Here is a 24,515-nt window from a genome sequence, read left to right on the forward strand (position 1 = left end):
TGGCTCCGGTTGGACGAGCGCGTCACTTGCGATGTCAGCCGAGTTGAGTATTCACGGCTGGGTGCATTGACTGACACCTCTCGCAGGTTGGTGTTCACCCAATTTGTCGCTATTATGATGGCCGATGTATTTCACATTGAAAACATCAACTGGGCATTTTTTGCTCCGCTGCATCGAGGTGACGACGGTTCATCACCGCCCATGTTGGGTGCGGTTGCCTTCTGTTTTGCCGCCTGCAACTGTTTTTAGGCCGAACCTCATCCGGGCCCGCGGAAGGGACAGATGTTCGTTTGACCAAGGTAAGGAACGCCATGGGAGTGAGACGTGTCACTCACCGCCTGCTATAGGAAGTCGACGTCGACACTGATGGTATCGCACGCAACTGTCCTCTAGCTGCACTGCTTCCTGCTCGAATTTCTTTACTTCGGTCTCGCTGTAATGGTCGATTTCCTGCTGCAGCGGGATCCAAGAAACTGCATGAAGACAGGCGTCAGGACAGCGTTCTGTTCACTGACTGCAGCCGATCAGTTTTGCCGTATCTGAATGCGCGATTAAGGCTGTTAATAAAGGCTTCGTGCCATGCCAAGGGGCAGGGATCGGCACTCATCTTCGCCGATGGCACGCAGGCTGTATGAGCATGAGCAGGGCATGACGATCTTCCAGTCAATCGGATTTGGCTGTACAGGATCTGGTCATTTTTCAGGAAAGCAACTAGGCGGTGGGTCGCCGCATCCGGCTGAAATCATTGGTTTTCCTGTTTCCTGGGCGTGCAAGACAACAGCAAGTCACTGAGGAACACCACATGCTTGATTTGACGCAAATACTCGCCTTTTCAGTGGCGATGGGCATTGGCGCTGCTATTCCAGGCCCCGGTATGGCAGCGCTGATCGCTAGGAGCGTAAGCGGTGGCACGTTGTCGGGCTTTTGCCTGCTGGGTGGGTTGGTTCTCGGTGATTTGATCTACCTGTCGTTTGCAGTCTTTGGTCTAGCGATGATTGCCGAGTACTTCAACCCATTGTTTCAGCTGGTGCGCTGGGGGGCAGCGCTTTATCTCTGTTATTTGGCTTGGCAGTTCTGGTTTGCCAACCCCCAGGTGATAGTCGTGGGCAAGCCAGCGAAGAAGGAGGAGTTGCTGTCGGCGGCAATATCTGGACTCACCATTACTCTAGGCAACCCGAAGACCATTGCATTCTATCTGGGGCTTTTGCCGGTAGTGATCAACTTGGAAACGGTCTCGTTACAGAGTTGGGCACTGATGCTGGTACCAATTACGATCTTGGTGCATCTAGGCGTCGGTACGCTGTGCATTTTCGCCGCAGTGCGCATCCGGCACCTCCTGTCGAGTCGACGTGCTCAACAGCAGTTGTTCCGCGGCGTGGCGGCGATCATGATAGCGGCGGCGGTAGCCATGTTGGTTCGCTGAGGCGCGCAGCTGTCACAGCCTTAGATCGAACGAGTGGACTTTGCTCGCCACGGCTCACGATATCCGGCTGTCGGAGCAGTACGCTAGACACGGAAGTGGTGCAGGCGCTGAACGACATTGTCGGGCCGGGCGAGCCCCATCAAAAATGCCCACATCGGGCGCTTCAACCGCACCTACCGCACCGAGGTACTCGACGCAGACCTGTTGAAGTCGATCAAGCAGGTGCAGCACATGACCGAGGAGCGGTCGCTCGAAGACAACGAGCGCCGGCCTCATGGCGCTCCGGGCGGTCTGCCTCCGCGGCAGTTCTTGCCCAGGATCACATCCGCCGCAGACTCCAGTTCTGGAACGTCTACTTCACGGGAAGCTGACGCGGTGTTCTTGGACAGCGGTGGCGCGATGACGGTTTTCACGGATCGGCAAAGCGATGCCTACTCTAGAATGTTACAGATTGTCTGTGCTGCAGCAGCGCCTGCAGTCCGCACAACCTGCGTTCCAGGAGAGAGTCCATGTCCATACGCGTCGGCTTTGTCGTCGACTCCAGCTGCGATCTGCCGCCGGAGTTTCTGCAGCAGTACGGCATCACCGTCGTGCCTACCCATATCCAGCTCGGCGACACGCGCGTGCGCGACGAACGCGACCCGGCCGCCACGCTGCAATGGCTGCAGGCGCTCGACAGGTCGCATGCGGCTGACTCGACATCGACGCCGTTTTCCAGCGACGAGTTCAAGTCGCTGTTCCTCGACAAGTTGATTTTCGAGTACGAGTTCGTGTTCGTGATCACGACGATGCGCACGCGCTCGAACTGCTTTGCCAACGCACGCGCCGTTGAGGGCGAGATCGTGCGCGAGGCGGTCTCGCCGCGCTTCCAGCGCGGCATCAAGGCGCCGTTCGGTCTGCGCGTGATCGACAGCGCCAACGTCTCCGCCGCTTATGCCGCGCTGGTAGCGCACCTGGCGCAGCAGGCGCAGCACTGCGTCAGCTTCGTCGAACTGATCGAGCTCGTCGAGCGCATGGTGCCGAGGGTCGTCGGCTATTTCGTGCCGAATGACCTCGAAACCATGTACGAGCGCAGCAAGCAGGCCAATCGCGACCAGAGCGTCGGCTGGTTCAAGTACCGCGTCGGCGCCATGCTCGACGTGAAGCCGATCATTCGCGTCGAAGCCGGCGACAGCTACCCCGTCGGCAAGGCGCGCGGCTTCGAGCCCGCGGTCGAGCAGCTGTGCCAGGTGATCGAGCGCGAGGCAGCGCGGGGTTTGCAGTCGCCCATCGTCTGCGTTTCCTATGGCGGTCCGCTGGAGGAACTGCAGCGAATTGCCCCCTATGCAGGGATGAAGGGGCGGCTGGCCCAGTCCGGCGTGCAGGTGGTGGAGTCGATCTGCGGTCTGGGCGTGGCGGTGGCCATCGGGCCCAAGGCTTTCGCCGTCGGCCTGCTCACCCATCCCCACACGTTCTGAGCGCGGCCGCGTGCTGGCGCGCCAGCGTGCTGAATTGGAAATTCGTTGAAGAGGTGTGGGCGGGCGCTGAAGTGCGGGCGAATCCTGTCGAAACGGCCGCAGCCCACGCGTCGCGCGCAGCCGGGTCGGGTGCCCCGGGCGAGCACCACAAGTTCACCGGAGTGGGCCGCCGCCAAGAGCATCCCGCTGTGCTTCATCGACCTGGGCACTGTCGGCTACACGGGCAGCACCTGGGCCGGCGTGTCGCCCCGGCCGGCACGCCGCGCGAGACCGTGCACCTTGTGGCGAGCGAGATGGCAGGCAGGGGGCCACGTCATTCGAGACTTGAGGGTGCACGCGGAGTGAAGCGCTCCGGCGGAGGGGACGTCGCGGCCTGCAACGGAGCTTCCCCACAGGCGCTTCACCCGTCCATGGGATGATGCAAGCCGATTCCGAATTCGCTCGCATCTCTGGGGAAGCTATGGCATTGAGCGTACGTCTGCGTGGCAACGAGAGCCTGGGCGATCGTTTGCTCAAGGTGAACCACGCCGGCGAACATGGCGCGGTGAACATCTATCGGGCTCAGCTGCTGCTCGCCCGATGGACCGCGCCGTCCATGGTGGCGGAGCTGAAGGAGTTCAAATCCCACGAGGAGCGTCACAGAGCCGTCTTCCGAGACGAACTGCAGCGGCGCCACCGGCCGCGTTGTCGCAGCTACTGGCTGTGCGGTGTCGGCGGCTATGTCCTGGGGCTGTCGACCGCGCTGTTCGGGCGCCGCGCCATGGCAGCGACGACGGTCGCGGTGGAGCGTGTGGTCCTGAGGCATCTCGAGCAGCAGCTGCGGGCGCTCGCAGGGACCGATGAAACCGCCGTCGCCGCGATCCGCTCCATCGTGGGTGAGGAGCAGGCGCACCATGATCGGTCCGTCTCGCACACGAGGGGCGACGGCTTCTGGATCAAGCTGCTCGCGCCGGTCGTCTCGCTCTCGACCGAGCTGGTCATCTGGGTCGGTATGCGGGCGTGACAGTGTTTCGACACGGGGGCTCGGGTAGAGCCCAGGATCTGCGTCTTTCCTTCCGCGGCGAACGGCTACTACGTGATGCTGCGCCCGCTGAGCCCGGGCACGCACACCCTCAACTTCGGTGGAGCGCTGTCCAGCATGCTGCAAGCCCTTACCTACACGCTGCACGTCGAGTGAGGGGACTCACGCGGAATGGAAGGGGGTTTGAGCCCGTGAGCAAGACGGGCGTCAGATCGGAGCTGCCTCTCAATTTTGGGCACCCTAGAGCTAGGGAGCGCGGGGCCTCGCAACGTCTTCTAGGATGCCCTGATCGGGAGGCGCGTCGACATCTCGACGGGATCGTTGTCTGCTGGAGCCCGGCGTTGCGGGCGCCACCGCGAACCCGGCAAACACACCATCCTTTCTTGAGACTGAAGATGGCAACAAGAGTCTTTGATGAGACCCTCCCACCGTGCTCGGGAGGGGGCCGCTGTCCCGATGTTCTCCGAGTGTTCGAACCGGTGCCCGGCCTATCCCGTCCCGGCTGGCCGCTGGCTCTGCCAGGTACTGTTCCGAAGGCGCGGCTGACCGCTGCCCGTGCGTCAGGAGCGCCCACATCATGATGCCTTCAGCCAAGCATGGAGACCCGCAGCTGGGCATCGACATCCACCTGTGCGTCGTGCCGCCGTCGCCCTCGCCGGTGCCGCTGCCAACGCCGCACATGTCGGTGGTTTTCGATCCGTTCGACTACGTCCCGATCATCGGTGCGACGGTTTCCGTGTTCGGCATGAAGCGCGCAACCGCCGGCACCGGCGCCATCGTCGTGCACATCCCGCCGGGCTTTCCCTTCGCGCCGATGCTGCCGGACAAGGACGACGAACTGTTTATGGGCAGCGCCACCGTGCTGGCCGACGGCGACCCGCTGTCCTACCTTGCGTTGCCAGTGCTCGGCTGCCAGGTGGCCGGCATGCCAAGCCCGCCGCGGCCCAAGAAAAAGCGCATCTCGCCGCCCCGGCTGCTACCCACCACCTTCAACCTCGCGATCCCGACCACTGTGAGGGTGGGAGGGCCGCCGACCATCTCGATGATGGGGATGGCGGCGAAGGGGGCCTTCGCCGGGCTGGGCAAGCTGGCCAAGTCGAAGTTCGCAAAGAACCTGGGCGACCGCTTCAAGAAGTTCCGCCAGAAGCTGTTCAAAAACATGGACCCGGGATTCCTCAAGTGCAAGGTGTTGCGGGCGGAGCCGGTCAACATCCTGACCGGTGAGGTCGTGGTCGAGCAGGTGGATTTCACGCTTCAGGGGCGCATCTCGCTCGCGTGGGTGCGCTCCTACAGTTCCAACAGCCGCCGTCAGGGCGCCTGTGGCTACGGCTGGGAGAGCCCGGCCGATGCACGCTTGGAAGTCGACCGTGAAGACGGCAGTGTGATGTTCTGTCATCCGAGCGAGGGGGCGGCGCTATTCCCGAACCTGCCCGCCGCACAAGGCGACGGCGCCGCAGTGCTGGAGCTGATGGACGGGGCCTTGCTGAGCGAGCACGGCGACGAGTTTCGAGTGCGCACCAAGGGTGATCTGATCTATCACTTTCCCAAAGCACTCATGGCGGCAATCGACGAAGGCCGGCTGGAGTACCCGATCGGTCGCATCAGCGACTTGTGTGGCAACTGGCTCCAGTACGAGCGTCTAGAAGGAGAGCTGAGTGCCATCCGCGAGTCGGCCGGACGGCAATTGGGTATCGAGCATCAGAACGGGCGGATATACCGGCTCTGGCTGTCGGTGCCCGAGACCGGCTTCAGACATCCATTCGTGGAGTACGAGTACGACGCGGCGGGCGACCTGACCGGAGTGCGCGACGCGCTGGGTAACCCTTACTGTTTCGCTTACGACGCGCACCATATGGTGCGGCACACCGACCGCACCGGGCTGTCCTTCCACTATGCGTACGACAGCTCTGGCGAGAGCCGGCAGGTGGTGCATGCCTGGGGCGACGGCGGCTTGCACGACTATCGCTTCTCGTACTGGCCTGCGGTTCGCGAGACCCGCATCTCGGACGCACTCGGCCATGTCTGGGTGGTGCACTGCGACGAGCGCAGCCTGCCCATTCTGGAGATCGACCCGCTCGGGGGACGCACGATCTTCGAATACGACGATGCGGGCCGGACCGTGGCAGTCGTGGATGCCGGGAACCATCGGACCGCGTACAGCTTCGATGAACGCGGCAACCTGGTCACGTTGATCCGGCCGGACGGAAGCTCCATCGAGATCGAGTTCGATGCGGACAACAAGCCGACATGTATCAGGGACCCGAACGGGGGACTCTGGCGGCAGCGCTGGGACGCCCGCGGACTTCTCTTGGAACAAGCTAGCCCATTGGGGGCGGTGACGAGATACGAGTACGCGGAATCCGGTCTGCCTGTTGCCCAGATTGATCCCCTCCAGGGAATGACGGGCTTTGATTACGACGTCAACGGCTACCTCGCTGCAATACGGGACCCGTTGCTGAACGTCACGCGGGTGCGCCGAGATGATCTCGGAAATGTCCTGGAACGTACCGATCCTTTGGGACACGCGAGGACCTATGCCTACGATGAGAAGAGCCGGCTGATCGAGGTAGGGCTGCCCGACGGTACGCGCATTCATTGCAACTACGATGCGCAGGACCGCCTGGTGCGATATGTCGACGAGAACGGTGCCGAGACCCGGTTCGACTATCTGGGGCAGGGGGCAGTGAAACGGAGAACCCAGCCGGACGGACACAGCATCGAGTATCACTACGATGGGGAAGAGCGCTTGGTCGGTGTGACGAACCAGCGCGGCGAGACCTACCAACTCAGACGTGACGCGCTCGGCCGAGTGGTGGAAGAAATCGACTACTGGGGGCAATCCACGAGCTATGAATTCGACGTCAGCGGGCATCTCCGGCGCAGTTGCAATGCCTTGGGCCAGATTGTCCTGTTCGACGCAGATGCATGCGGCAGGATACGCCGCAAGACATTCGAACATCCTCTGGTGGCCGGCAAGCTGTACGAGGAAAGCTTCGATTTCGACCTCAATGGCAGGCTCATCCGTTGCGCAAATCCTGATATCGAGGTTGTCCGATGCTTCGACCTCGAGGGTCGCTTGGTCGAAGAACGACAAGGCTCCTTCGTTGTCCGCAACACATACGACGAAGTCGGCAATCGGGTCAAACGGGAGACGAGTGCTGGGAACCGCGTTCTCTATGACCATGACGCTCTGGGCCGCCTCCTTATGGTGCAGGTCAATGACGAGCCGGCATTGACCATCGAACGGGACGCGGCCGGACAGGCGCTCAAGGAAACACTGGGCTCAGGACTGGATCGGCACTATCGGTATGACGAACAAGGTCGCGTCCTTGCTCAAGGGCTGAAGCGAGGCGAGGAATGGCTTTTTGCGACCCAGTTCGAGTACAACCGTGCCGGTGAACTGACAGAACGCCGCGATACCAAGTACGGGCTGGACCGGTACAGCTACGATCTGCAGGGACAGATCCACGAGCACGTCAATCCGCAAGGGGAACTGAGGCGCTTCTTCAATGATCCCGCTGGGGATCGCTGGCGCAGCGACGTCCTCGAAACGGCTGCGGGAGGTGTTGCGCCTCATGAGCACATGGCGTGCGAGTGGGAAAGGGTGTGCCACTACGAGGAGGACTGCTACCGGTTCGACCGCGCAGGCCGTCTGGTCTTTTGCCACTCCGCAGGGAGTTCGACCGACGCCTCGCATGCTGCGGAGAAAGACGTCAGCTTGCTGTGGGATGCCAATCAGCGACTGGTGCGCAGTGAGACCGATGGCACCGAAACCATCTACTTGTACGACCCCTTGGGCCGGAGAGTGCTGAAGAGAACCGGCGACAGCAGTACGGTCTTCTTCTGGGATGGCGATGCCCTGTTAGGTGAGCAAAGCCTTGCTGCCCCCCGCGACGAACTGTGGCCAAAAGCGGTCGAGCCCGTGCTGCCCGGCCTCCAAGGCGAGCATCGACCGGGCAGCGGCGTCAGGGAGTACGTGTACGACCCGGGTACTTTCATTCCTTTGATCCTGATAGACAAAGAAGCGCGAGCGGGGCCGTTTTTCTATTACCAAAATGAACCGAACGGTTCTCCCACACGGCTGATCGACAGAAGCGGGCAGGTGGTCTGGGCCGCGGAGTACGACGTATGGGGACGGCTCGGTACCTTGCATATCGGCACAGTTTTCAATCCGATCCGCATGCAAGGGCAGTACGAAGACGTGGAGACGGGTTTTTACTACAACAGATATAGGTACTATGCGCCGCATGTCGGGTGTTTTCTGGCGCCCGACCCGATTGGACTTCTCGGTGGGACGAATGTCTACCAATATGCGCCGAACACCAAAACATGGTCAGATCCCCTCGGTCTGGCGAGTGTTGTCGGCTTCAAGAGATGGCGCAGAGGCGAGCCCATCGACAAGCCGCTGCCGGATGGAAGCGCGCCCGACTGGGATACCGTGAGATCAAGATACTGGAAAAACAGGTACGAGCTAGCAAGACACACGGGGGAGTTTTCGCCGCAGCAGCTCGCTGAACTGCGAAAGGGAAATGCGCCGATGGACTACAATCGAAGGACCGGACAATGGGAGCGGCGCGAACTGCATCATGTGCATGCGCAACAATATGCCGGGCCCAACAACCCATTGAATCTGCGCGAATTGACGCCGGATCAGCACGCTGAAGTCGATCCGTTCAGGCACAGGGCTGGCGTCCAGACATGTAGGGGAATTCTATAGTCATGGAATACGATAGATTGCACGAGAAAGAGGTGGTGTCGTTTATCGCCGAGTCTCCGAAACCCATCGCAACACTGCGAGCGTGCCTGCTTCAGGCCGGGTTCACATTGCACGACGATGTATTCAGCCTGGACCGGAAGGGGCGGGTGCCGCCGTGGCAGCACAGTGCGGTGGCTGAGGTGAAAGTGCTGAATCGGGGAGAGGAGATCTTTGAACAGGACGGTGAATGGGATCAAGCGGATCTGGAGTATCTGTTCGCGTTTCTTCCTTCTGAGTGCCAGGAAAAATTTCTGGATGCCGTGGATCGCATTTCTGAATGCCTGGGCTTGCCGCCACACCATCAAGGTCGGGGCGTGGACCGGGCAGATCTGAAGTCACAGTTCGAGCATTGCTTGAAAGATCTGGAACAATTGGGAGAAGTCCCGGGCTCAGAAACGCTGGCGATCCTCATCCAGGACACCTATCCGCGATAGGCGTCTCCGATGCCAGAACCGCCACCACCGAAACTCGCCCTGCAGAGCCCTCCGCCATGCCCGACGGGCGACCCCGCACGATGTTCATGCTCGTCACCGTGGCGAAGTCGGGCAGCACCACCTTGACGATCCTGCCCGTGGTCGGTCGCATCACGGCCGTGATGCCGTTCCAGAAGCACGGTCGGGTGGTCGCGTGACGAAACTGCGTCAGGCCGGTGAAGTAGCAGTTGATGCCGGTCGAAGGCGTGCCGCCGGCGTCCAACGCAGTCGGCACCGTGGTCTTCGACCGGCTGGCGGCATGGACGAGATGGAGATGGCAACCGGCGTCCCCAACGGTACAGCTCCCTCGGTGGCCCCTGTCCGCCGCTGCGCGAACGTTGGCGGGATTCAGACGTGCACCCGCTGCCCGCCATGCCGGCGCCCGAAAAACCATAACAAGGCTCGTGCGAGCGCCTCGGGCTGTTCTTCCGGGATGTTGTGCCCGCAGTTTTTCATCTCGTGGATGCCGATGCCGTCGGTCGTCACACGGCGCGATTCGAACGCAAGGGTGGAAGCGTCGGCAGGCATCACTGCTGGTTCGGACGGCGCTGCGGAGCTGCTCATCGCGCAGCGCCGGGGTTCTTGTCTCCGAGGACTGTTTCGACCAGGGCCGTGTCCAGGTATTCGCTGACGCGAGCGATCTTTTCTCCGTTCATCTCGCAGATCCAGCAATAGTCGTTTCGATAGGGCTGTCCTGCCTGTGTCAGAGCGTCCCCTTTCCATTCGACGATCACGGCCGTGCCGTCCGCATAGATGCGTATCGCTCGCGGGACCAGCGGAGCCGAAAGAGCAGCAAAGAGGGGGGACAACAGCTGTTGAGTCAGCGCATCCTTTCCCGTATAGACGCCGGACCAGCTCGTGCTGCCTTTGACCTCCCAGACCACATCGTCGGCCAGCAGGGTCATGAGCGGCTCCAGCTCGCCCGCAGCGAAACGATCGAAGGCATGCGCGACGAGCGCTCGAGCCGGACGGTCTGAAGAAGATGGATTCATGGTTTTTCCTTTCATGTCGGTATGGCGCGATGGAGGCGGGGGCGTGGAGCGATGGACAGCCCGGGCCCTTCCTTCGACTGACGCTATGCTGGCGTGACAGGGAGGCGGTATCAATCGGATACCGCAAGGTGACTGGATACCCGGAGGAAACCACGATGGTGGGAACGACGTCGAAGGGCCCTGGGCCGGCTTGCTGTTGCGCGCCTGGTCGGTCAAGACCATCGTGCGGACGCTGGCGGCCCAGGCGCGATTCGATGCCAGGGAGGCTCAGGCAGGGCAGGCGCAGATCCACAGGGCTTGAACCGGACGCCGAGGATCGCCGCGAGGTCCGCGTGGATGGAACCGCCGTCCCCCGTACCGGCCGTACAAGACAACAAGGAGTGGCTGTTGATCGACAAGGACTCGACCTTCGTGCTGGGCGCTCAGGACCCCGAGATGCGGGAGATCGAGCGCCTGCTCGAGGATGAGAAGCTGGTCTGCCTGCATGCCGCCAGGGCAGGGCGGCGTTGCAGCCCGCAAACCGCCTATGCGGCCGACGGGGTCGTGAAGGTCGGGCCCGACAACGTGCACCGGCCCGCGCTGCTGCTGCCCAAGGCGCCGCTGGTGCTTGTCGAGTGTGGCCTGCCGGGGCGCGAGGCGGCGCTCAGGGTAGACCACCACCATCCCGGCGACCCCGGCTACACCGTGCCACCCGAGGACTACCTGCGCGGCGCCTCGCTGGGCCAGGTGCTGATGCTGCTGGAGCGCGAGCCCACCGAGACCCAGCGCCTGCTGGCTGCCGGCGACCACTGCCTGACGGCGGCCTACCAGGGCGCCTGCCCCGGTGTCGATCCGGGTGAACTGCTGTTCCTGCGCGCCTCCTGGCGGGCCAAGATCAGCGGCCGCACGCTCAGTGACGTCGTCGAGGGCATTCTCGACGCAGCTCAGCGCGTGCGCCGCCACCATGACAGCGAATTCGGCGAGAGCCGCTTCCTGGACCCCACCGAGATTCCTGTCGACCTCGCCGAGGGCGCGGCCTATGCCGGCATGCCGGTGCGCTACCGGGCCCTGCTGCCCGACGGCGTGCTCAAGGAGATGTACAAGGGTGGCGGGCCCGAGTCGGTCGAGGCCTTCATGGCCGAACACCGCGAGGCCGGTCGGCGCGTGTACGGCAACCCCTATCGGGGCTACGCAGGCGCTTACTGGGACGGCGGGGCCGGCTGAGGCCCGCCGCGGGCTCCTATAATCGCCGCTCATGCGTCGCATGGGCGTTCGCGCCGGGGTCACCGACCCTGCCGCCCTGCGGGTCACTGCCCTCCCATGCCCCACCGCATCAACCACAGCTTGCTGTTCAGACTGTCGCCCAACGCCTACACGGTGCTGGACCCGCAGTGGACCATCGTCGACGCGAACGACGCCTACCTCGCCGTCACCTCGCGCACGCGCGACGAGCTGATCGGCCGCAACATGTTCGAGGCCTTCCCCGGCAACCCGGCGGATCCCGACGATGCCAGCGTGGCGCAGCTGCGCGATTCGCTCGAACAGGCCCTGCAACAGCGGCGGCCCCACCACCTGGCGCTGATCCGCTACGCGATCCCGCAGCAGCGCGACGGCCGTACCGTGTTCGAGGAGCGCTACTGGAGTGCCACCCACACCCCCGTGCTGGACGACGCGGGCGAGGTGGTGGCGGTGCTGCAGCACACCGTGGACGTGACCGAGCTGCAGCAGCTCAAGAAGGCCCTGCGCGCCGTCGAGCAGGCGCGCGCCAACGAGATCGAAGGCGGGGTCTTCAAGCGCGCTCAGGCGGTACAGGCGGCGCACGAGGTGCTGGACATGCAGCATCGCCACTTGCGCCGGCTGTTCGAGCAGGCGCCGGGTTTCATCGCGGTGATGCGCGGGCCGTCGCATGTGTTCGACCTGGTGAACCAGGCCTATGTGCAGCTGGTGGGCCATCGCGACATCGTCGGCAAGCCCGCGCGCGAGGCCTTGCCCGAGGTTGCCGGGCAGGGCTTTTTCGAGCTGCTGGACCGTGTCTACGAGACCGGCGAGGCCTTCGTCGGCCGCGGCATGCGGGTCGAGGTACAGCGCGAGCCCGAGGCCGCGCTCGAGGAGCGCTATCTCGACTTCGTCTACCAGCCGGTGCTGGACGCCGGCGGCAACGTCTCGGGCATCTTCGCCCAGGGTCAGGACATCACCGAGCAGCGTCGTGCCCAGGAGGAGATGAACCGCTACCGCTCGCAGCTCGAAGCGCTGGTGCGCGAGCGCACCGAGGCGCTGGAGCGCAGCGAAGCCCAGCGGGCCGAGACCCAGGCGCAGCTGCAGCACGTGCAGAAGCTCGAAGCGCTGGGCCGGCTCACCGGCGGGGTGGCGCACGATTTCAACAACCTGCTGCAGGTGATCGGCAACAGCCTGCACCTGCTCAAGCGTCTCACCAGCGGCAACGCCACCGCGCAACGTTGGCTGGGTGTGGCCGACAACGCGGTGGCCAACGGGTCCAAGCTCACCGGCCAGCTGCTGGCCTTCGCGCGGCGCCAGCCGCTGGAGCCCCGCACCCTGGCGCTGGGCCGCGTGATGCGCGGCATGAATGACCTGCTGCGGCGTGTGCTGGGCGAGACGGTCGAGCTGGAGGTGAAGGTCGCGGACGATCTGTGGAACACCTTCGCCGATCCCTCCCAGCTCGAGAACGTGGTGCTCAACCTGGCGATCAACGCGCGCGACGCGATGGGCGAGGCCGGCAAGCTGACAGTGGCCTGCGAGAACGCGGTGCTGGACGAGCACTACGCCCGCTCGCAGGCCGATGTGCGGCCGGGCGAGTACGTGCTGCTGGCGGTCACCGACACGGGCAGCGGCATGCCGCCGGAGGTGCTGGAGCGCGCCTTCGAGCCGTTTTTCTCGACCAAGCCGGAGGGCGTGGGCACCGGGCTGGGCCTCAGCATGGTGTACGGCTTCGTCACCCAGAGCGGCGGGCACGTGAAGATCTACAGCGAGCCGGGCCACGGCACCACCGTCAAGGTGTTCCTGCCGCGTGCGCTGGAGGATGACACCCGCAGCGACAAGCCGGCCACGGGGCCGGTCCGGGGCGGCGACGAGACCATCCTGGTGGTCGAGGACGATCCGGAGGTGCTCGCCACGACAGTGGAGACGCTCTCGGAGCTGGGCTACCGTGTGCTCAAGGCCCACGACGGCCAGAGCGGGCTGGCCATCGTGCAGAGCGGCATCCCGATCGACCTGCTGTTCACCGACGTCGTGATGCCGGGGCCGCTGCGCAGTCCCGAGCTGGCGCGTCAGGCGCAGGCCCTGCTGCCCCAGCTGCGGGTGCTGTTCACCTCCGGCTATACCGAGGAGGCCATCGTGCACGGCGGCCGCCTCGACCCCGGCGTGCACCTCATCAGCAAACCCTACCGGCGCGAGGAGCTGGCCCGGAAGATCCGCCAGCTGCTGCCGGGTCGCCCGGCGGCCGACGGGTCGACCGGCTCCTCCTAGTCCCCTGAACTAGTGCAGGGCCCGGTTGCGCGCCAGCTGCGCACGCGGCTCCTCGTCGCCGCCATCGGCCAGACCGCGGAACAGGGCATCGAGTTCAAGCTCCAGCGCGCTCAAGCCCGCGTCGGCGGGATGGCGGCCGACGATGCCGGCGAGCACCGAGCGCATCTCGTGTGCTTCGCTGTCGAGCTCCTCGTGCAGATAGGCGCGGGCCAGACGCTGCGCCGCGCCGGCATGCGCGGCGGCGAGTTGGGCATCGCCGGGATGGCGATGCGCCACCATGGCGATCTGGTTGTAGAGGTCGCGCGCCTTGTGCAGGCGGCCCTGGCTCAGTTCGCCGATCTGCAGCGCCGCGGCCACCGTCGCGAAGCGCCCGGCCACGAAGGCGTCGGCCGGGTGCAGGGCCTCCATGTCGGCGGCCAGCCGGAACACCGCCCGCACGCCGCTCCATTGGCCCGCCTGCTGCGACAGCAAGGCCAGGTCGGCGGCAATGCCGCTCGCCATGGCCGCGCACAAGGGGTCGCGCGGGAAGCGGCGTGCCAGCCGTTCGGCCGTCGCCAGCAGGGCCGAGATCGCGTCGATGTGGCTGAGCGCGTCGTCCTGCGCGGACAGGTCGTTCGCCATCTGGGCGGCGGCCAGCGCCAGGCTGCGCGCCACCTGCTGCGAGTCGGGATGGTGCCGGGCCAGCGCTTCCAGCGAGGCGCAGGCCGCCTGCGCCTCGGCCAGCCGGCCGGCGGCCGCCAGGGCGCTGCGCAATTCCTTGGTGGCCCAGGCGTGCAGGCCGGCGATGCGGGGCGGCTCGCCCGGCCGGTCCTTCATCGCGGCCACCACGTCGAGCAGGGCCCGGCCGCGCGGCAGCTCGCCGACAGCCAGATGGTCGACACACAGCGACGCGGCCGCCCAGGCGCGGGCGTAGGGCAGCGCGGCGTCGCGTCCCCAGTCCTGCGCGTAGAAGTCCAGCGGCCACTCGGTGGCACAGACCTCGGGCAGCGGATGGCGGCTCCACAGGTTGTCGCGCCTGGCCTTGTAGCGGTGCAGGGCCTCGGCGAACTCGTCGGCGTTGAAACCCATCCACACGCCGCGCCCGTAGAGCAGCGAAAGCAGGTAGGTGTCCCAGTCGGGGAAACGCCGCGCCGCCAGGGCCGCGCGCTGCAGGCAGCTCCAGGCCTCGCGCGGATGCAGGTAGCCGAGGTTGCAGCAGATGCGCGCCAGGTAGGCAGCGCGCTCCAAGTCATAGGCAGCGGTGGTGTCACAGCGGCCGGCAGCCGCCGCGCCGAAGGCGTCGTGGACGAGGTCGCGGGCGCGCGCCGTGGCCTGCACCGCCGCCGCAAGGTGCTTGCGAGCCTCGGCCAGCGTGCTGCAGCCGCGCTCGAGCAGGCAGAAGTTGGCCAGGTCGGCGGCCTGGCCGCGGCAGCTGGCCGGCACGCGCGGGCTCTGCGCCGCCTCCTCGGCGGTGAAGGGCGGGGGCTCCTCGTCCGGGGCTTCCAGATAACCGCGCCGGCCGTAGAGCTCGTCCAGCCAGGTTTGCAGCTCGCTCCCCGGCTGGCCGCTGTTGAGCACCGCGAGCATCGCGTCGGCGCCGCGCTGCGGCGCGCGGGCGGCATCGATCAGATCGTCGATGCACTTGCGCGCGCTGTCGCCGTCGACGATGCCCCACCATTGCTGCAGGCCTTCCTTCTCGGCCGCCTGCGCCAGGCGGGCCTGCAGCCGCTCCGGGGCGAGCCCGGCATTCGCCGTCATCACCGCGCCAAAGCCCAGCAGCCGGGCAGACAGCGCCTGCCCCGGGCCCTGCCAGGCAGCCGCCGGCCACGGACAACGACGGTCGAGCCGCCGCCGCCGCAGCGAGCGCACCAAACGCCGGACATGGAAGCCCACCGCGAAGCTGACCAGGCCCAGCATGCCGGCCATCACGCCGATGCCGACCCAGTCGGGGACCGGGCCGGCTGCCCGGGCGCTGGTGCTGCAGGCAGCGAGGAAGGCGGCTGCAGCGAGAGGCCGCGGGCGCGAAGGGAAGGGCTTCATGGGTGAGACGGAAGATGGGTGAACGCGGACGCGCCTGCCATTGTCGGCCCGGCAGGCGGGGCTTACGCACCCCCGTGCGGGGGATGGAACCCGGCTGTTATCATGCCTCCGTTTAGTTAATTAGCTAAGTATCGGCGCGACGATCTTCACTGTCGCGGCCTCCTGTGGAGCGGGCTCATGAATATCGACAAGGTTTTCACGGCACTGGCATCGGCGCCGCGCCGCCAGATCCTCGCGTATCTCTCTGAAACATCGCTGACGGCGGGTGAAATCGCCGCGCGCTTCGAGATGACCAAACCTTCGCTGAGCAAGCACCTCAAGGTGCTGGAGAACGCCGGCCTGGTGAACAGTGAGAAGCGCGGCCAGTTCGTCCACTACAGCCTGGCCGACGACAACCTGATGGGCCAGCTGAGCAACTACCTCGCCACCTTCTGCCCGGTCGGCGGGCCGCTCAAGAAGGAGAGCGCGGCCCTGGCCCGGGCGCGCGGCCGGGACGCGGGCCGCGGCTGAGGCACTGGCCCGCACGCACGGGGTGCAGTTCGTGACGCAGTACACCGTCGCCGTCCGTGAGCTGTGCGAGTTCGCCGCCAAGCAGGGTGACCTCGACCTGCGCTTCACGCCGTCGCCCACCGCGCAAGAGGGCATCGCCGGCCATGCCGCCGTCGCCGCGCGTCGCGGCGCCGGCTACCGGGCCGAGCTGAGCCTGGTCGGCGAGTACAAGGAGCTGTCGGTGCGCGGCCGCGCCGACGGCTGGGACGCAGCGCGCGGCCGGCTGGAGGAGGTGAAGACCTTCCGTGGCGACCTGGCGCGCCAGCCCGTGAATCATCGCCAGCTGCACTGGGCCCAGCTCAAGGTCTACGGCTGGCTGCTGTGCCGGCAGCTGGGTTTGGCCGAGGTCGAGCTGGCACTGGTGTATTTCGATGTCGGCAGCGCCGAGGAGACCGTCTTCGCCGAGCGCCACCCGGCCGAGGTGTTGCGGCAGCACTTCGAACTGCAGTGCGAGCGTTTCCTGCAGTGGGCCGTGCAGGAGCTGGCGCACCGCGCCGGGCGCGATGCGGCGCTGGCGGGCCTGGGTTTTCCTCACGGCGGTTTCCGGCCGGGTCCAGCGCGAGCTGGCCGAGGCGGTTTACCGGGCGGCCAGCAGCGGCCGCTGCCTGGCGGTCGAGGCGCCCACCGGCATCGGCAAGACCGTGGGCACCCTGTTTCCGCTGCTCAAGGCCTGCCCGACCCAGGCGCTGGACAAGGTGTTTTTCCTCACTGCCAAGACCTCGGGGCGACGGCTGGCCCTGGAGGCGGCCCGCGCGATCGCGGGGCCGGCTTCGGCCACGCCCTTGCGCGTGCTGGAACTGGTGGCGCGCGACAAGGCCTGTGAGCACCCGGAGCTCGCCTGCCATGGCGAGTCTTGCCCGCTGGCGCGGGGCTTCTACGACCGGCTGCCGGCCGCGCGCAGCGCGGCAGTCGCCCTCGGCGCCGCGACCACGCTGGACAAGGCGGCGGTGCGCGAGGTGGCGCTGGCCCACCAGGTCTGTCCCTACTACCTGGGTCAGGAGCTGGCGCGCTGGGCCGACGTGGTGGTGGGCGACTACAACTACTACTTCGACGGCAGCGCGATGCTGCACGGTCTGACGCTCGCCAACCAGTGGCGCGTGGGCGTGCTGGTGGACGAGGCCCACAACCTGGTTGAGCGGGCCCGCGGCATGTACAGCGCCGAGCTGCGCAAGCCGGCTTTCGACGCGCTGCGCGCGGCGGCACCGGCCTCGCTGAAAAAGGTGCTGGACGGCGTCAACCGGGCCTGGAACGCCTTGCACAAGGAGCAGCTGTTGCCCTACCAGGCGCATCCCGAGCCGCCCGAGCGTCTGCTGGCCGCCCTGCAGAAGGCCAGCGTCGCCATCGCCGAGCACCTGGCCGAGCAGCCGGCGGCGACCAGCCCCGGGCTGCAGGACTTTCATTTCGCCGCGCTGCACTTCGCCCGCCTGGCCGACAGTTTTGGCACCCACTCGATCTTCGATGTCACGCTGGAGCCGGGGGGCCTCCGCGCCGGGGGCCGGCGCCGCAGCCTGCTGTGCCTGCGCAATGTGGTGCCGGCGCCGTTCCTGCAGCCGCGCTTCCAGGCGGCGCGTTCGGTCGCGCTGTTCTCGGCCACGCTCAGCCCGGCGCTGTTTTACGCCGACATGCTCGGGCTGCCGGAGAACACCGCGAGGGTCGAGGTGGCCTCGCCCTTCCGGGCCGAGCAGCTGGCGGTCTGGGTGGTGGACCACATCTCGACCCGCTACCCGGACCGGCAAGGATCGCTCGCGCCCATCGCCGAGCTGATCGCTGCGCAATACCAGGCCGCCCCGGGCAACTACCTGGCGTTTTTCAGCAGCTTCGACTACCTGCGGCAAGTCGCGGCAGCCTTGCGCGAGCGCCTTCCCGGCTGCCCGGTGTGGGAGCAGTCCGCACGCATGGACGAAACCGAGCGTGAGCAGTTCCTGGCGCGCTTTCACGCCGATGGACGCGGCATCGGTTTCGCCGTGCTCGGCGGGGCGTTCGCCGAAGGGGTGGACTTGCCGGGGCGCCGGCTGGTGGGCGCCTTTGTCGCGACCCTGGGGCTGCCGCAGCTCAACCCCGTCAACGAGCAGATGAAACGCTGCCTGGACGAGCGCCTCGGCGCGGGTCACGACTACACCTATCTCTACCCGGGCCTGCAGAAGGTGGTGCAGGCGGCGGGCCGCGTGATCCGCACGCCGGAAGACCAGGGTGTGGTGTTCCTGATCGACGATCGCTTCGCGCAGTCCAAGGTGCGTCGACTGCTGCCTGCCTGGTGGAAGCCGGAGCGCTGGACCCGGCCGCCCGAAGGGGCTCGCACCGCAGTGCGCAGCACGGAGGTTACCCAATGAGCCTCGCGGCGTGCGCGCGCGTGTCGCTCAAGAGGTATCGGTGCCGGCCTCCAGCCGCGTCATCTGGAAGATGCCGGTCGCGTTGCCCGTGTCGAAGGCCAGGTCCAGCAGCGGCGTGCACGTCCTCGACGTAGTCCCGCGCCACCGGCACACGCTGCAGCAGGTCGTCGAACAGCAGCAGGTTGAGCGCCTGCGCCAGTTCGGCGCGCGAGAGGCGGGCGGTGGCCGGGCGCAGCAGCGCGGGCGCGATGAAGACGCGCGAGAAGCAGCGGGCGGCGGCGTCGGCGCCGAGCAGGGCGCCGACGAGACGGAACAAGCCGGTGTCGGCCATGGGACAACTCCAGAGGGAAGGAACGGCGCCCGGGAGGGCGCGCCGGCATGCGGGACGGCCGGCGCGGCCGGCCCCGGTCCCGCTCAGACGTCGAACTTCACGCCCTGCGCCAGCGGCAGCGCACGCGAGTAGTTGACGGTGTTGGTGACGCGCCGCATGTAGGCTCGCCAGGCGTCGGAGCCGGATTCGCGCCCGCCGCCGCTGTCCTTGTCGCCGCCGAAGGCGCCGCCAATCTCGGCGCCCGAGGTGCCGATGTTGACGTTGGCGATGCCGCAGTCCGAGCCGCGTGCCGACAGGAAGGTCTCGGCCTCGCGCAGGTCGTTGGTGAAGATGGCCGAGGACAGGCCCTGCGGCACCTCGTTCTGCAGCGCGATCGCCTCATCGAACGCGCGGTAGCTCAGCACATAGAGGATGGGCGCGAAGGTTTCCTCGCGCACCACGGCGGTTTGCGCCGGCATGCGCACGAGGGCCGGCTCGGCATACCAGGCGTCGGTGTGCCGGTCGGCCAGCGCCTGTGCGCCGCCGCTGACCACGCCGCCCTCGGTGCGCGCCTGCTCGAGCGCCTGCTGCATGCGCTCGAAGGCGGCACGGTCGATCAGCGGGCCCACCAGGGTGCCGGGCTCCAGCGGGTCGCCGATGCGCAGCTGCGCACGGGCGCGCTCCAGCCGCTCGACCAGCGTGTCGTGCACGCTCTCGTGCACGATCACGCGCCGGGTGCTGGTGCAGCGCTGGCCGGCCGTGCCGTAGGCGCCGAACAGGATGCCGCGTACCGCCAGGTCCAGGTCGGCCGAGGCGCTGACGATGATGGCGTTGTTGCCGCCCAGCTCCAGCAGGCAGCGCCCGAAACGCGCCGCCACGCGTGGCGCCACGGCCCGGCCCATGCGGGTGCTGCCGGTGGCGGAGAGCAGCGCGATGCGCGGGTCGTCGGCGAGCAGCTGACCGAGCGCGGCGCGGCCGATCAACAGCTGCGACAGGCCCTCGGGTGCGTCGGCGCCGAAGCGCGCGAGCGCGCGTTCGAACAGCGGCCTGGGTCGCCAGCGCCGTCAGCGGCGTCTTCTCGGACGGCTTCCACACGACCGGGTCGCCGCACACGAGCGCGAGGGCCGCGTTCCAGGACCACACCGCGACGGGGAAGTTGAAGGCGCTGATGATGCCGACCACACCAAGCGGGTGCCATTGCTCCATCATGCGGTGGCCGGGGGCGCTCGGACGCGATGGTCAGGCCGTGCAGCTGGCGCGACAGGCCCACCGCGAAGTCGCAGATGTCGATCATCTCCTGCACCTCGCCTTCACCTTCGCTGGCGATCTTGCCGACCTCGATCGAGACCAGCCGGGCCAGCTCGGCCTTGTGGCTGCGCAGCTCCTCCCCGAGCAGCCGCACCAGTTCGCCGCGCCGGGGCGCCGGCACCTCGCGCCAGGCGAGGAAGGCCTGCTGGGCGCGGGCGACGGCCGAGCGGGCCTGCTCGGGGGTGGTCTCGGCCAGCTGCGCCAGCGCGGCGCCATCGATGGGCGAGCGGACCGACAGGGTGCCGCCGCTCAAGGCCGCGGCGGGCACGCCGAGGGCCTGGAGGAGTTCGTGGACGTGGCTCATGCTCGTGGGCTCCAAGGGGGTCAGGCGATCGATTCGACGTGGCGCGACTGCTGGTAGGCGCTGCCAAAGCGGTTGGCCAGGAAGGCCGGCAGCTCCACCTGCTCCTGCCGGATGAAGCCGCTGCGCGGCAGCTTACCCTCCCGGAACAGGTCGACGGCGGCGCAGATGCCGGCGGCCGTGGTGATCTGGATGGCCGACAGCGGCGCGTCCTCGCTGCGGTCGGCGAAGATCTTGCGGGTGAACACCTCCTGCACCAGGTGACCGTGGCGCAGGCCGCTGACGGTCACGAACACCAGCACGACGTCCTGCATGGTGCTGGGCACCGAGCGGCGCAGGATGTCCTTGAGGGTTTCGGGGTCGTCCTTGAGCTGCAGTTCCTCCAGCAGCATCTTCATCAGGTCGCGATGGCCGGGGTAGCGCACCGACTTGTAGTCCAGCGTGCGCACGCGGCCCTCCAAGGTTTCGCACAGGGTGCCCAGGCCGCCGGAGGTGTTGAAGGCCTCGTACTCGACGCCGTCGAGCGAGAAGTGCTCCAGGCCTTCCAGCGGCAGCATCTCCAGGCAGCGGTGGTCGCGGATCGCCTCGCAGGGATGGCAGTACTCGTTGATCAGGCCGTCGACGCTCCAGGTCAGGTTGTACTTCAGCGCGTTGGTCGGGAAGGCGGGCAGCGCGCCGACGCGCATCTTGACGTCGTGCAAGGTGTCGAACTGGCGGGTGAGGTGGTGCGCCACGATGCCGACGAAGCCGGGGGCCAGGCCGCATTGCGGCATGAAGGCGGTCGGCGCGCCGGCGGCCAGGCGCTTGATCTCGCGGGTGGCGGCGACGTCCTCGGTGAGGTCGAAGTAGTGGCAGCCGGCCTCGCGCGCCTGGGTGGCGGCAAGGATGGCGAGGTGGTAGGGCAGGGCGTTGACGACCGCCTCGTGGCCGCGCATGGCGGCGAGCAGCTGGCGCGTGTCGGCGGTGTCGGCGAGGTGGACGGCGGCGCCGCTGCCCTTCAACTTGGCCAGCGCCGTTTCGCTCTTGTCCACCACGGTCACCTGGTAGTCGCCGCTGTGGGCCAGCAGGCGGGCGATCGTTTGCCCGATATGGCCGGCGCCGAGAAGAACCACACGCATGTCTGTCTCCCGAGTTGAGGTGCTTGCTGCCCGAGGGGCTGCGGCTGAGTCTAGGGAGCAGCGCTGACGAAAAAAAGCACGAGTTCGACAAAACATCGGCTCAAGCCGACGTTATGCAGCGAGCTATGATGCATTTCGTCAGAAGGAGCTCCGCCCCATGCCCACGTCCAGCCCCTCGCCCGCTCCCGTACCCCAGCTTCGCGACCAGCTCGACCGCGACCTGCTGGCCCTGCTGCAGGCGAATGCGCGCGAGAGCACGGCCAACCTCGCCCGCAAGCTCGGCGTGGCGCGCACGACGGTGGTGGCGAGGCTGTCCCGGCTGGAAGCCGACGGGGTGGTCGTCGGCTACACCGTGCGCCTGGGCCAGGACGTGGTGGACCGGTCGGTGTTCGCCTATGTGGGCATCACGACGGAGCCCAAGTCCGGTCGCGACGTGACACGCCGGCTGGCCCGGCTGCCGGAGTTGCGGCAGCTGTGCGCGGTGAGCGGCGAGTTCGACTACATCGCCCAGCTGCGGGCCGACTCGATGTCGCGCCTGGATGCCTTGCTGGACGAGATCGGTGAGATCGACGGCGTGACCCGCACCACCACCTCGGTGGTGCTGGCGGTGCGCACGGACCGCACGACCTGAGGTCCACGGCCGGCCGCTCAGTAATGCGGCGGCAGCTCTTCGCGCAGGTTGCGCAGCAGGCCGCCGCCTGTTTCGGTGTTCTGTTGCCGCAGCTGCAGGATCTCGCGCATCAGCAGCTCGATCTGCTGCTGCTGCCGAGCGACGACTTCGTTGAGGTGATCGAGCAGATCCTCGGTGAAGCCGGCCTTGACCTCGAGATCGGTCACGCGTTGTTCCAGGGGGTGGGGACGTTCCATCCCCGTATTGGACGACAGAAGCGGAGGGCTTGCGCCCGCGGCCCTGTTATCGCCGGACCAGGTACCCGATGATGCCGCCGGCGGCCGCCGAAATCACTGACATGGCCCACTTTTTCTCTTCCGGGGCCCATGTAGGCGAGGTCAAAGTGCTGTAGCACAGCCACGCAATGCGCAAAACGAAGGCGATGGCGACCAAAAAAAGCGCCACATCCTTGAACAGCCGGACCTTGCGTTCATCATTCGTTTCTTCGCGATCGATGGCGACGCTGAACTTGTGGTTCGGCGGCGGTCTGTTCAAGTCGATGTTGCTCACAGGCCGATGATTTCCGTTTCGAGCTTGTGGGTCTTCGGCTCGACCAAGCCCACCTTCAGGCCGCGCTTTTTGCCCTCGCGCGCCGCGAGAAAAAGCTGCAGGGCTTTGCGCAAGATTTCGGCCTTGCTGCTTTCGCTTTCCTGGACCACCTTGTCCAGCTCCTCGTTCAAGTCATCGGAAAACTGGACGTTGAATCGGACTGCCATGGCGAACTCCTCGATGAGCGAAAGATGGTGTGCACCATTTTTACACCGAAACAGCGCCTGTTCCACCACCCGTCGGAGCCGGGGCCGCCGTGATCGGGATGGTGCGGACGGCGCTGCAACCGGCCCGCTGCCGAGTGACAGCCACGGTCGTGCCCGCCACAATAAGCGTCCCTGCCTGCTGCCTCGTCACCATGGACTGCGTCCCCCGCCCCGAGGAAACCCGCAACCGCGCCGCTGAACTGATCGAACTGCTCCAGCTGCAGCCGCACCCCGAAGGCGGGCACTTCCGCGAGTTCCACCGTTCGGCCTCGACCGTCGCGCCGGAGGACGGCCGCCCGGCGCGGTCGTCCCTCACCAGCATCGACTTCCTGCTGACGAATGGGCAGTTCAGCGCCTGGCACCGGGTTGCATCGGACGAAGCTTGGCACCTGCTGGAAGGCGGGCCGCTGCGCCTGTGGTTGATGCCGCCGGAGGCAGGGGGGCTGCAGAGCGTGGAGCTGGGTCTGGCGGGTGCAACGCGGCGCCCGCGCCATGTGGTGCCGGCCGGCTGGTGGCAGGCCGCCGAGCCGCTGGGGGAGTTCGCCTATGTCGGCGCCACCGTGGGCCCCGGCTTCGATTCCGCGGATTTTTCTTTCCTGCGCGGCGATCCGGCCGCGCTCGCGCGTTTGCGCGCGCTTCGAGCGGACTTGCTGCGCCTGGTGTAGCGCCTCGGCCTACTCGGCCGTCTGCGCGCTGAGGATGCGGCCGTTGCGGCTGTCGAAGTCGCAGCGGTAGCTGAACGGAATCGCGTTCATGCCGGGCGCCCGCTCGACGCCGCCCTGGCCTTCGAGGCTGGTGCGGATGTTGGAGGTGGCACGCAGCCGGCGCGAATCGGAGCCGAACACGATGCGGCCGACGCGCGGGTATTTCTGTTTCAGCACGCCGGCGGCCGCGGTTTCGCAGGCCTCTGGCGAGACATGGGTGACGTCCGGCTCGCGGGCGGCCTCGGCGAGCGCACGGGCCCGCCCGGTCTCACGGAACACCACGCCCGAGGTGGCGCTGGTGCTGGCGTTGTAGGCGCAGCTGTAGGTGAAGGGCACCGCGCCGCCGGCACCCTGGTAGCGGCCTTCGCCCTTGACGCCGGTTTCATCGTCCGACATCGGCGACAGCGCCCGCTTGGAGCCGATGAACTGCACGTCCTCGGCCTCGCGCCCGCGCATGGCCCGCACCGTCTCTGCGACCGCAGCCTCGCAACGGTCGCCCGCCTGCGCCTGGGCGGCCTGCTTGGCGGCCGGGGACGGCGCAGCCCGGGCGGGCTGGGGCGCCTGGATCACCGGGGGGGGTTCGGCGGCCGCTGCGGCCTCGGGCGCCGCCGGTGCGCCGGCGGCGGCCCCCGACAGGACAATGGCGGCGGCGAAGACGGTGTGAGGGCGGAGCATCATGAGCGGCGATTGTGAGGCCAAAGCGCCCGGAAAGGCAGCCCCGGCCGCTCAGCCGGCCCGACCGGCCCGACGCGCGGCGGGCGCGGGAGCCGGGCTTGAGGCCGACGCGGGGGCGACCGCCGTCGCGCGGCTGTCTGTCTCCGGCCGGACACCGGGCCGGCTGCGGACCCTGGTACGCTCGCAGATCGA

At 66.9% G+C, this 24,515-nt stretch carries 21 protein-coding genes and 3 pseudogenes; 14 read left to right on the forward strand and 10 right to left on the reverse strand.

Annotation, left to right across the window (positions count from 1 at the left end; translation table 11 throughout):
• Positions 1-9: 9 nt before the first annotated feature.
• The 8 genes and pseudogenes from OOT46_RS03985 to OOT46_RS04015 all read left to right on the forward strand — a co-directional run bounded on the left by OOT46_RS03985 (position 10) and on the right by OOT46_RS04015 (position 9,091).
• Positions 10-249, forward strand: a complete 240-nt coding sequence (locus tag OOT46_RS03985) for a hypothetical protein (RefSeq protein WP_265402286.1) — start codon at positions 10-12, stop codon at positions 247-249.
• A 399-nt stretch (positions 250-648) separates the two neighbouring features.
• Positions 649-792, forward strand: coding sequence for a hypothetical protein (locus tag OOT46_RS03990; RefSeq protein ID WP_265402287.1), 144 nt, complete (start codon positions 649-651; stop codon positions 790-792).
• Positions 793-802: 10 nt separating this feature from the next.
• The gene (locus tag OOT46_RS03995; protein WP_265402288.1) at positions 803-1,423 is read left to right on the forward strand and encodes a LysE family translocator; all 621 of its coding nucleotides are present in this window, start codon (positions 803-805) and stop codon (positions 1,421-1,423) included.
• A 117-nt stretch (positions 1,424-1,540) separates the two neighbouring features.
• Positions 1,541-1,711: pseudogene (locus tag OOT46_RS30910) on the forward strand (integrase core domain-containing protein); the annotation flags it as partial.
• A gap of 221 nt (positions 1,712-1,932) precedes the next feature.
• On the forward strand, positions 1,933-2,880 hold the full coding sequence (locus tag OOT46_RS04000) for a DegV family protein (protein WP_265402289.1): 948 nt from the start codon (positions 1,933-1,935) through the stop codon (positions 2,878-2,880).
• Positions 2,881-3,340: 460 nt separating this feature from the next.
• Positions 3,341-3,883 (forward strand): demethoxyubiquinone hydroxylase family protein, encoded by a 543-nt coding sequence (locus OOT46_RS04005; protein WP_265402290.1) that lies wholly within the window; start codon positions 3,341-3,343, stop codon positions 3,881-3,883.
• 595 nt (positions 3,884-4,478) lie between these two features.
• Positions 4,479-8,618 (forward strand): RHS repeat-associated core domain-containing protein, encoded by a 4,140-nt coding sequence (locus OOT46_RS04010; protein WP_265402291.1) that lies wholly within the window; start codon positions 4,479-4,481, stop codon positions 8,616-8,618.
• Positions 8,619-8,620: 2 nt separating this feature from the next.
• The gene (locus OOT46_RS04015; protein ID WP_265402292.1) at positions 8,621-9,091 is read left to right on the forward strand and encodes a hypothetical protein; all 471 of its coding nucleotides are present in this window, start codon (positions 8,621-8,623) and stop codon (positions 9,089-9,091) included.
• A gap of 387 nt (positions 9,092-9,478) precedes the next feature.
• On the opposite strand, the gene OOT46_RS04020 is transcribed toward OOT46_RS04015, so the two are convergent.
• Both OOT46_RS04020 and OOT46_RS04025 read right to left on the reverse strand, forming a co-directional pair.
• The gene (locus OOT46_RS04020) at positions 9,479-9,658 is read right to left on the reverse strand and encodes an alpha/beta fold hydrolase (protein WP_265402293.1); all 180 of its coding nucleotides are present in this window, start codon (positions 9,656-9,658) and stop codon (positions 9,479-9,481) included.
• 32 nt (positions 9,659-9,690) lie between these two features.
• Positions 9,691-10,122, reverse strand: coding sequence for a nuclear transport factor 2 family protein (locus tag OOT46_RS04025; RefSeq protein ID WP_265402294.1), 432 nt, complete (start codon positions 10,120-10,122; stop codon positions 9,691-9,693).
• Positions 10,123-10,509: 387 nt separating this feature from the next.
• On the opposite strand from OOT46_RS04025, the gene OOT46_RS04030 reads away from it, so the two are divergent.
• Both OOT46_RS04030 and OOT46_RS04040 read left to right on the forward strand, forming a co-directional pair.
• Positions 10,510-11,325 carry a hypothetical protein gene (locus OOT46_RS04030; RefSeq protein WP_265402295.1) on the forward strand — a complete coding sequence of 272 codons (816 nt, stop codon included), beginning with the start codon at positions 10,510-10,512 and terminating at the stop codon, positions 11,323-11,325.
• A gap of 96 nt (positions 11,326-11,421) precedes the next feature.
• Positions 11,422-13,584, forward strand: coding sequence for a hybrid sensor histidine kinase/response regulator (locus OOT46_RS04040; protein ID WP_322114228.1), 2,163 nt, complete (start codon positions 11,422-11,424; stop codon positions 13,582-13,584).
• A 9-nt stretch (positions 13,585-13,593) separates the two neighbouring features.
• On the opposite strand, the gene OOT46_RS04045 is transcribed toward OOT46_RS04040, so the two are convergent.
• The gene (locus OOT46_RS04045) at positions 13,594-15,603 is read right to left on the reverse strand and encodes a DUF1266 domain-containing protein (protein WP_265402296.1); all 2,010 of its coding nucleotides are present in this window, start codon (positions 15,601-15,603) and stop codon (positions 13,594-13,596) included.
• Positions 15,604-15,780: 177 nt separating this feature from the next.
• Here OOT46_RS04045 and OOT46_RS04050 point away from each other — a divergent pair, with 177 nt between their 5' ends.
• Positions 15,781-16,113: a metalloregulator ArsR/SmtB family transcription factor gene (locus tag OOT46_RS04050; protein WP_265402297.1), complete on the forward strand. Its 333-nt coding sequence runs from the start codon at positions 15,781-15,783 to the stop codon at positions 16,111-16,113.
• A gap of 31 nt (positions 16,114-16,144) precedes the next feature.
• A pseudogene (locus OOT46_RS04055) lies at positions 16,145-18,482 on the forward strand (ATP-dependent DNA helicase).
• Here the strand turns inward: OOT46_RS04055 and OOT46_RS04060 are convergent.
• From OOT46_RS04060 to OOT46_RS04070, 3 genes and pseudogenes are all read right to left on the reverse strand, one after another.
• Positions 18,472-18,813, reverse strand: a complete 342-nt coding sequence (locus OOT46_RS04060) for a hypothetical protein (RefSeq protein ID WP_265402298.1) — start codon at positions 18,811-18,813, stop codon at positions 18,472-18,474. The pseudogene OOT46_RS04055 and the gene OOT46_RS04060 overlap by 11 nt on opposite strands.
• Positions 18,814-18,896: 83 nt before the next feature.
• Positions 18,897-20,404 (reverse strand): annotated as a pseudogene (locus OOT46_RS04065) (aldehyde dehydrogenase family protein).
• A gap of 20 nt (positions 20,405-20,424) precedes the next feature.
• Positions 20,425-21,519 carry a saccharopine dehydrogenase family protein gene (locus OOT46_RS04070; RefSeq protein ID WP_265402299.1) on the reverse strand — a complete coding sequence of 365 codons (1,095 nt, stop codon included), beginning with the start codon at positions 21,517-21,519 and terminating at the stop codon, positions 20,425-20,427.
• Between the two features lie 157 nt (positions 21,520-21,676).
• Here OOT46_RS04070 and OOT46_RS04075 point away from each other — a divergent pair, with 157 nt between their 5' ends.
• Positions 21,677-22,150: an Lrp/AsnC family transcriptional regulator gene (locus tag OOT46_RS04075; protein WP_265402300.1), complete on the forward strand. Its 474-nt coding sequence runs from the start codon at positions 21,677-21,679 to the stop codon at positions 22,148-22,150.
• 17 nt (positions 22,151-22,167) lie between these two features.
• Here OOT46_RS04075 and OOT46_RS04080 read toward each other — a convergent pair whose 3' ends face one another.
• From OOT46_RS04080 to OOT46_RS04090, 3 genes are read right to left on the reverse strand one after another with little or no spacing between them, the layout of a single operon-like run.
• The gene (locus OOT46_RS04080) at positions 22,168-22,386 is read right to left on the reverse strand and encodes a SlyX family protein (RefSeq protein WP_265402301.1); all 219 of its coding nucleotides are present in this window, start codon (positions 22,384-22,386) and stop codon (positions 22,168-22,170) included.
• A gap of 46 nt (positions 22,387-22,432) precedes the next feature.
• On the reverse strand, positions 22,433-22,699 hold the full coding sequence (locus OOT46_RS04085; RefSeq protein WP_265402302.1) for a hypothetical protein: 267 nt from the start codon (positions 22,697-22,699) through the stop codon (positions 22,433-22,435).
• Positions 22,696-22,971, reverse strand: coding sequence for a ribbon-helix-helix protein, CopG family (locus tag OOT46_RS04090; protein ID WP_265402303.1), 276 nt, complete (start codon positions 22,969-22,971; stop codon positions 22,696-22,698). The genes OOT46_RS04085 and OOT46_RS04090 overlap by 4 nt, the downstream gene beginning before the upstream one ends.
• Positions 22,972-23,096: 125 nt before the next feature.
• On the opposite strand from OOT46_RS04090, the gene OOT46_RS04095 reads away from it, so the two are divergent.
• Positions 23,097-23,609 carry a cupin domain-containing protein gene (locus OOT46_RS04095; protein ID WP_265402304.1) on the forward strand — a complete coding sequence of 171 codons (513 nt, stop codon included), beginning with the start codon at positions 23,097-23,099 and terminating at the stop codon, positions 23,607-23,609.
• A 9-nt stretch (positions 23,610-23,618) separates the two neighbouring features.
• Here the strand turns inward: OOT46_RS04095 and OOT46_RS04100 are convergent, their stop codons facing one another.
• Positions 23,619-24,326, reverse strand: a complete 708-nt coding sequence (locus OOT46_RS04100) for a hypothetical protein (protein WP_265402305.1) — start codon at positions 24,324-24,326, stop codon at positions 23,619-23,621.
• Positions 24,327-24,515 lie beyond the last annotated feature (189 nt).

Origin of the sequence: Aquabacterium sp. A7-Y (assembly GCF_026153205.1) — a bacterium.
Lineage (GTDB): Bacteria > Pseudomonadota > Gammaproteobacteria > Burkholderiales > Burkholderiaceae_C > Caldimonas.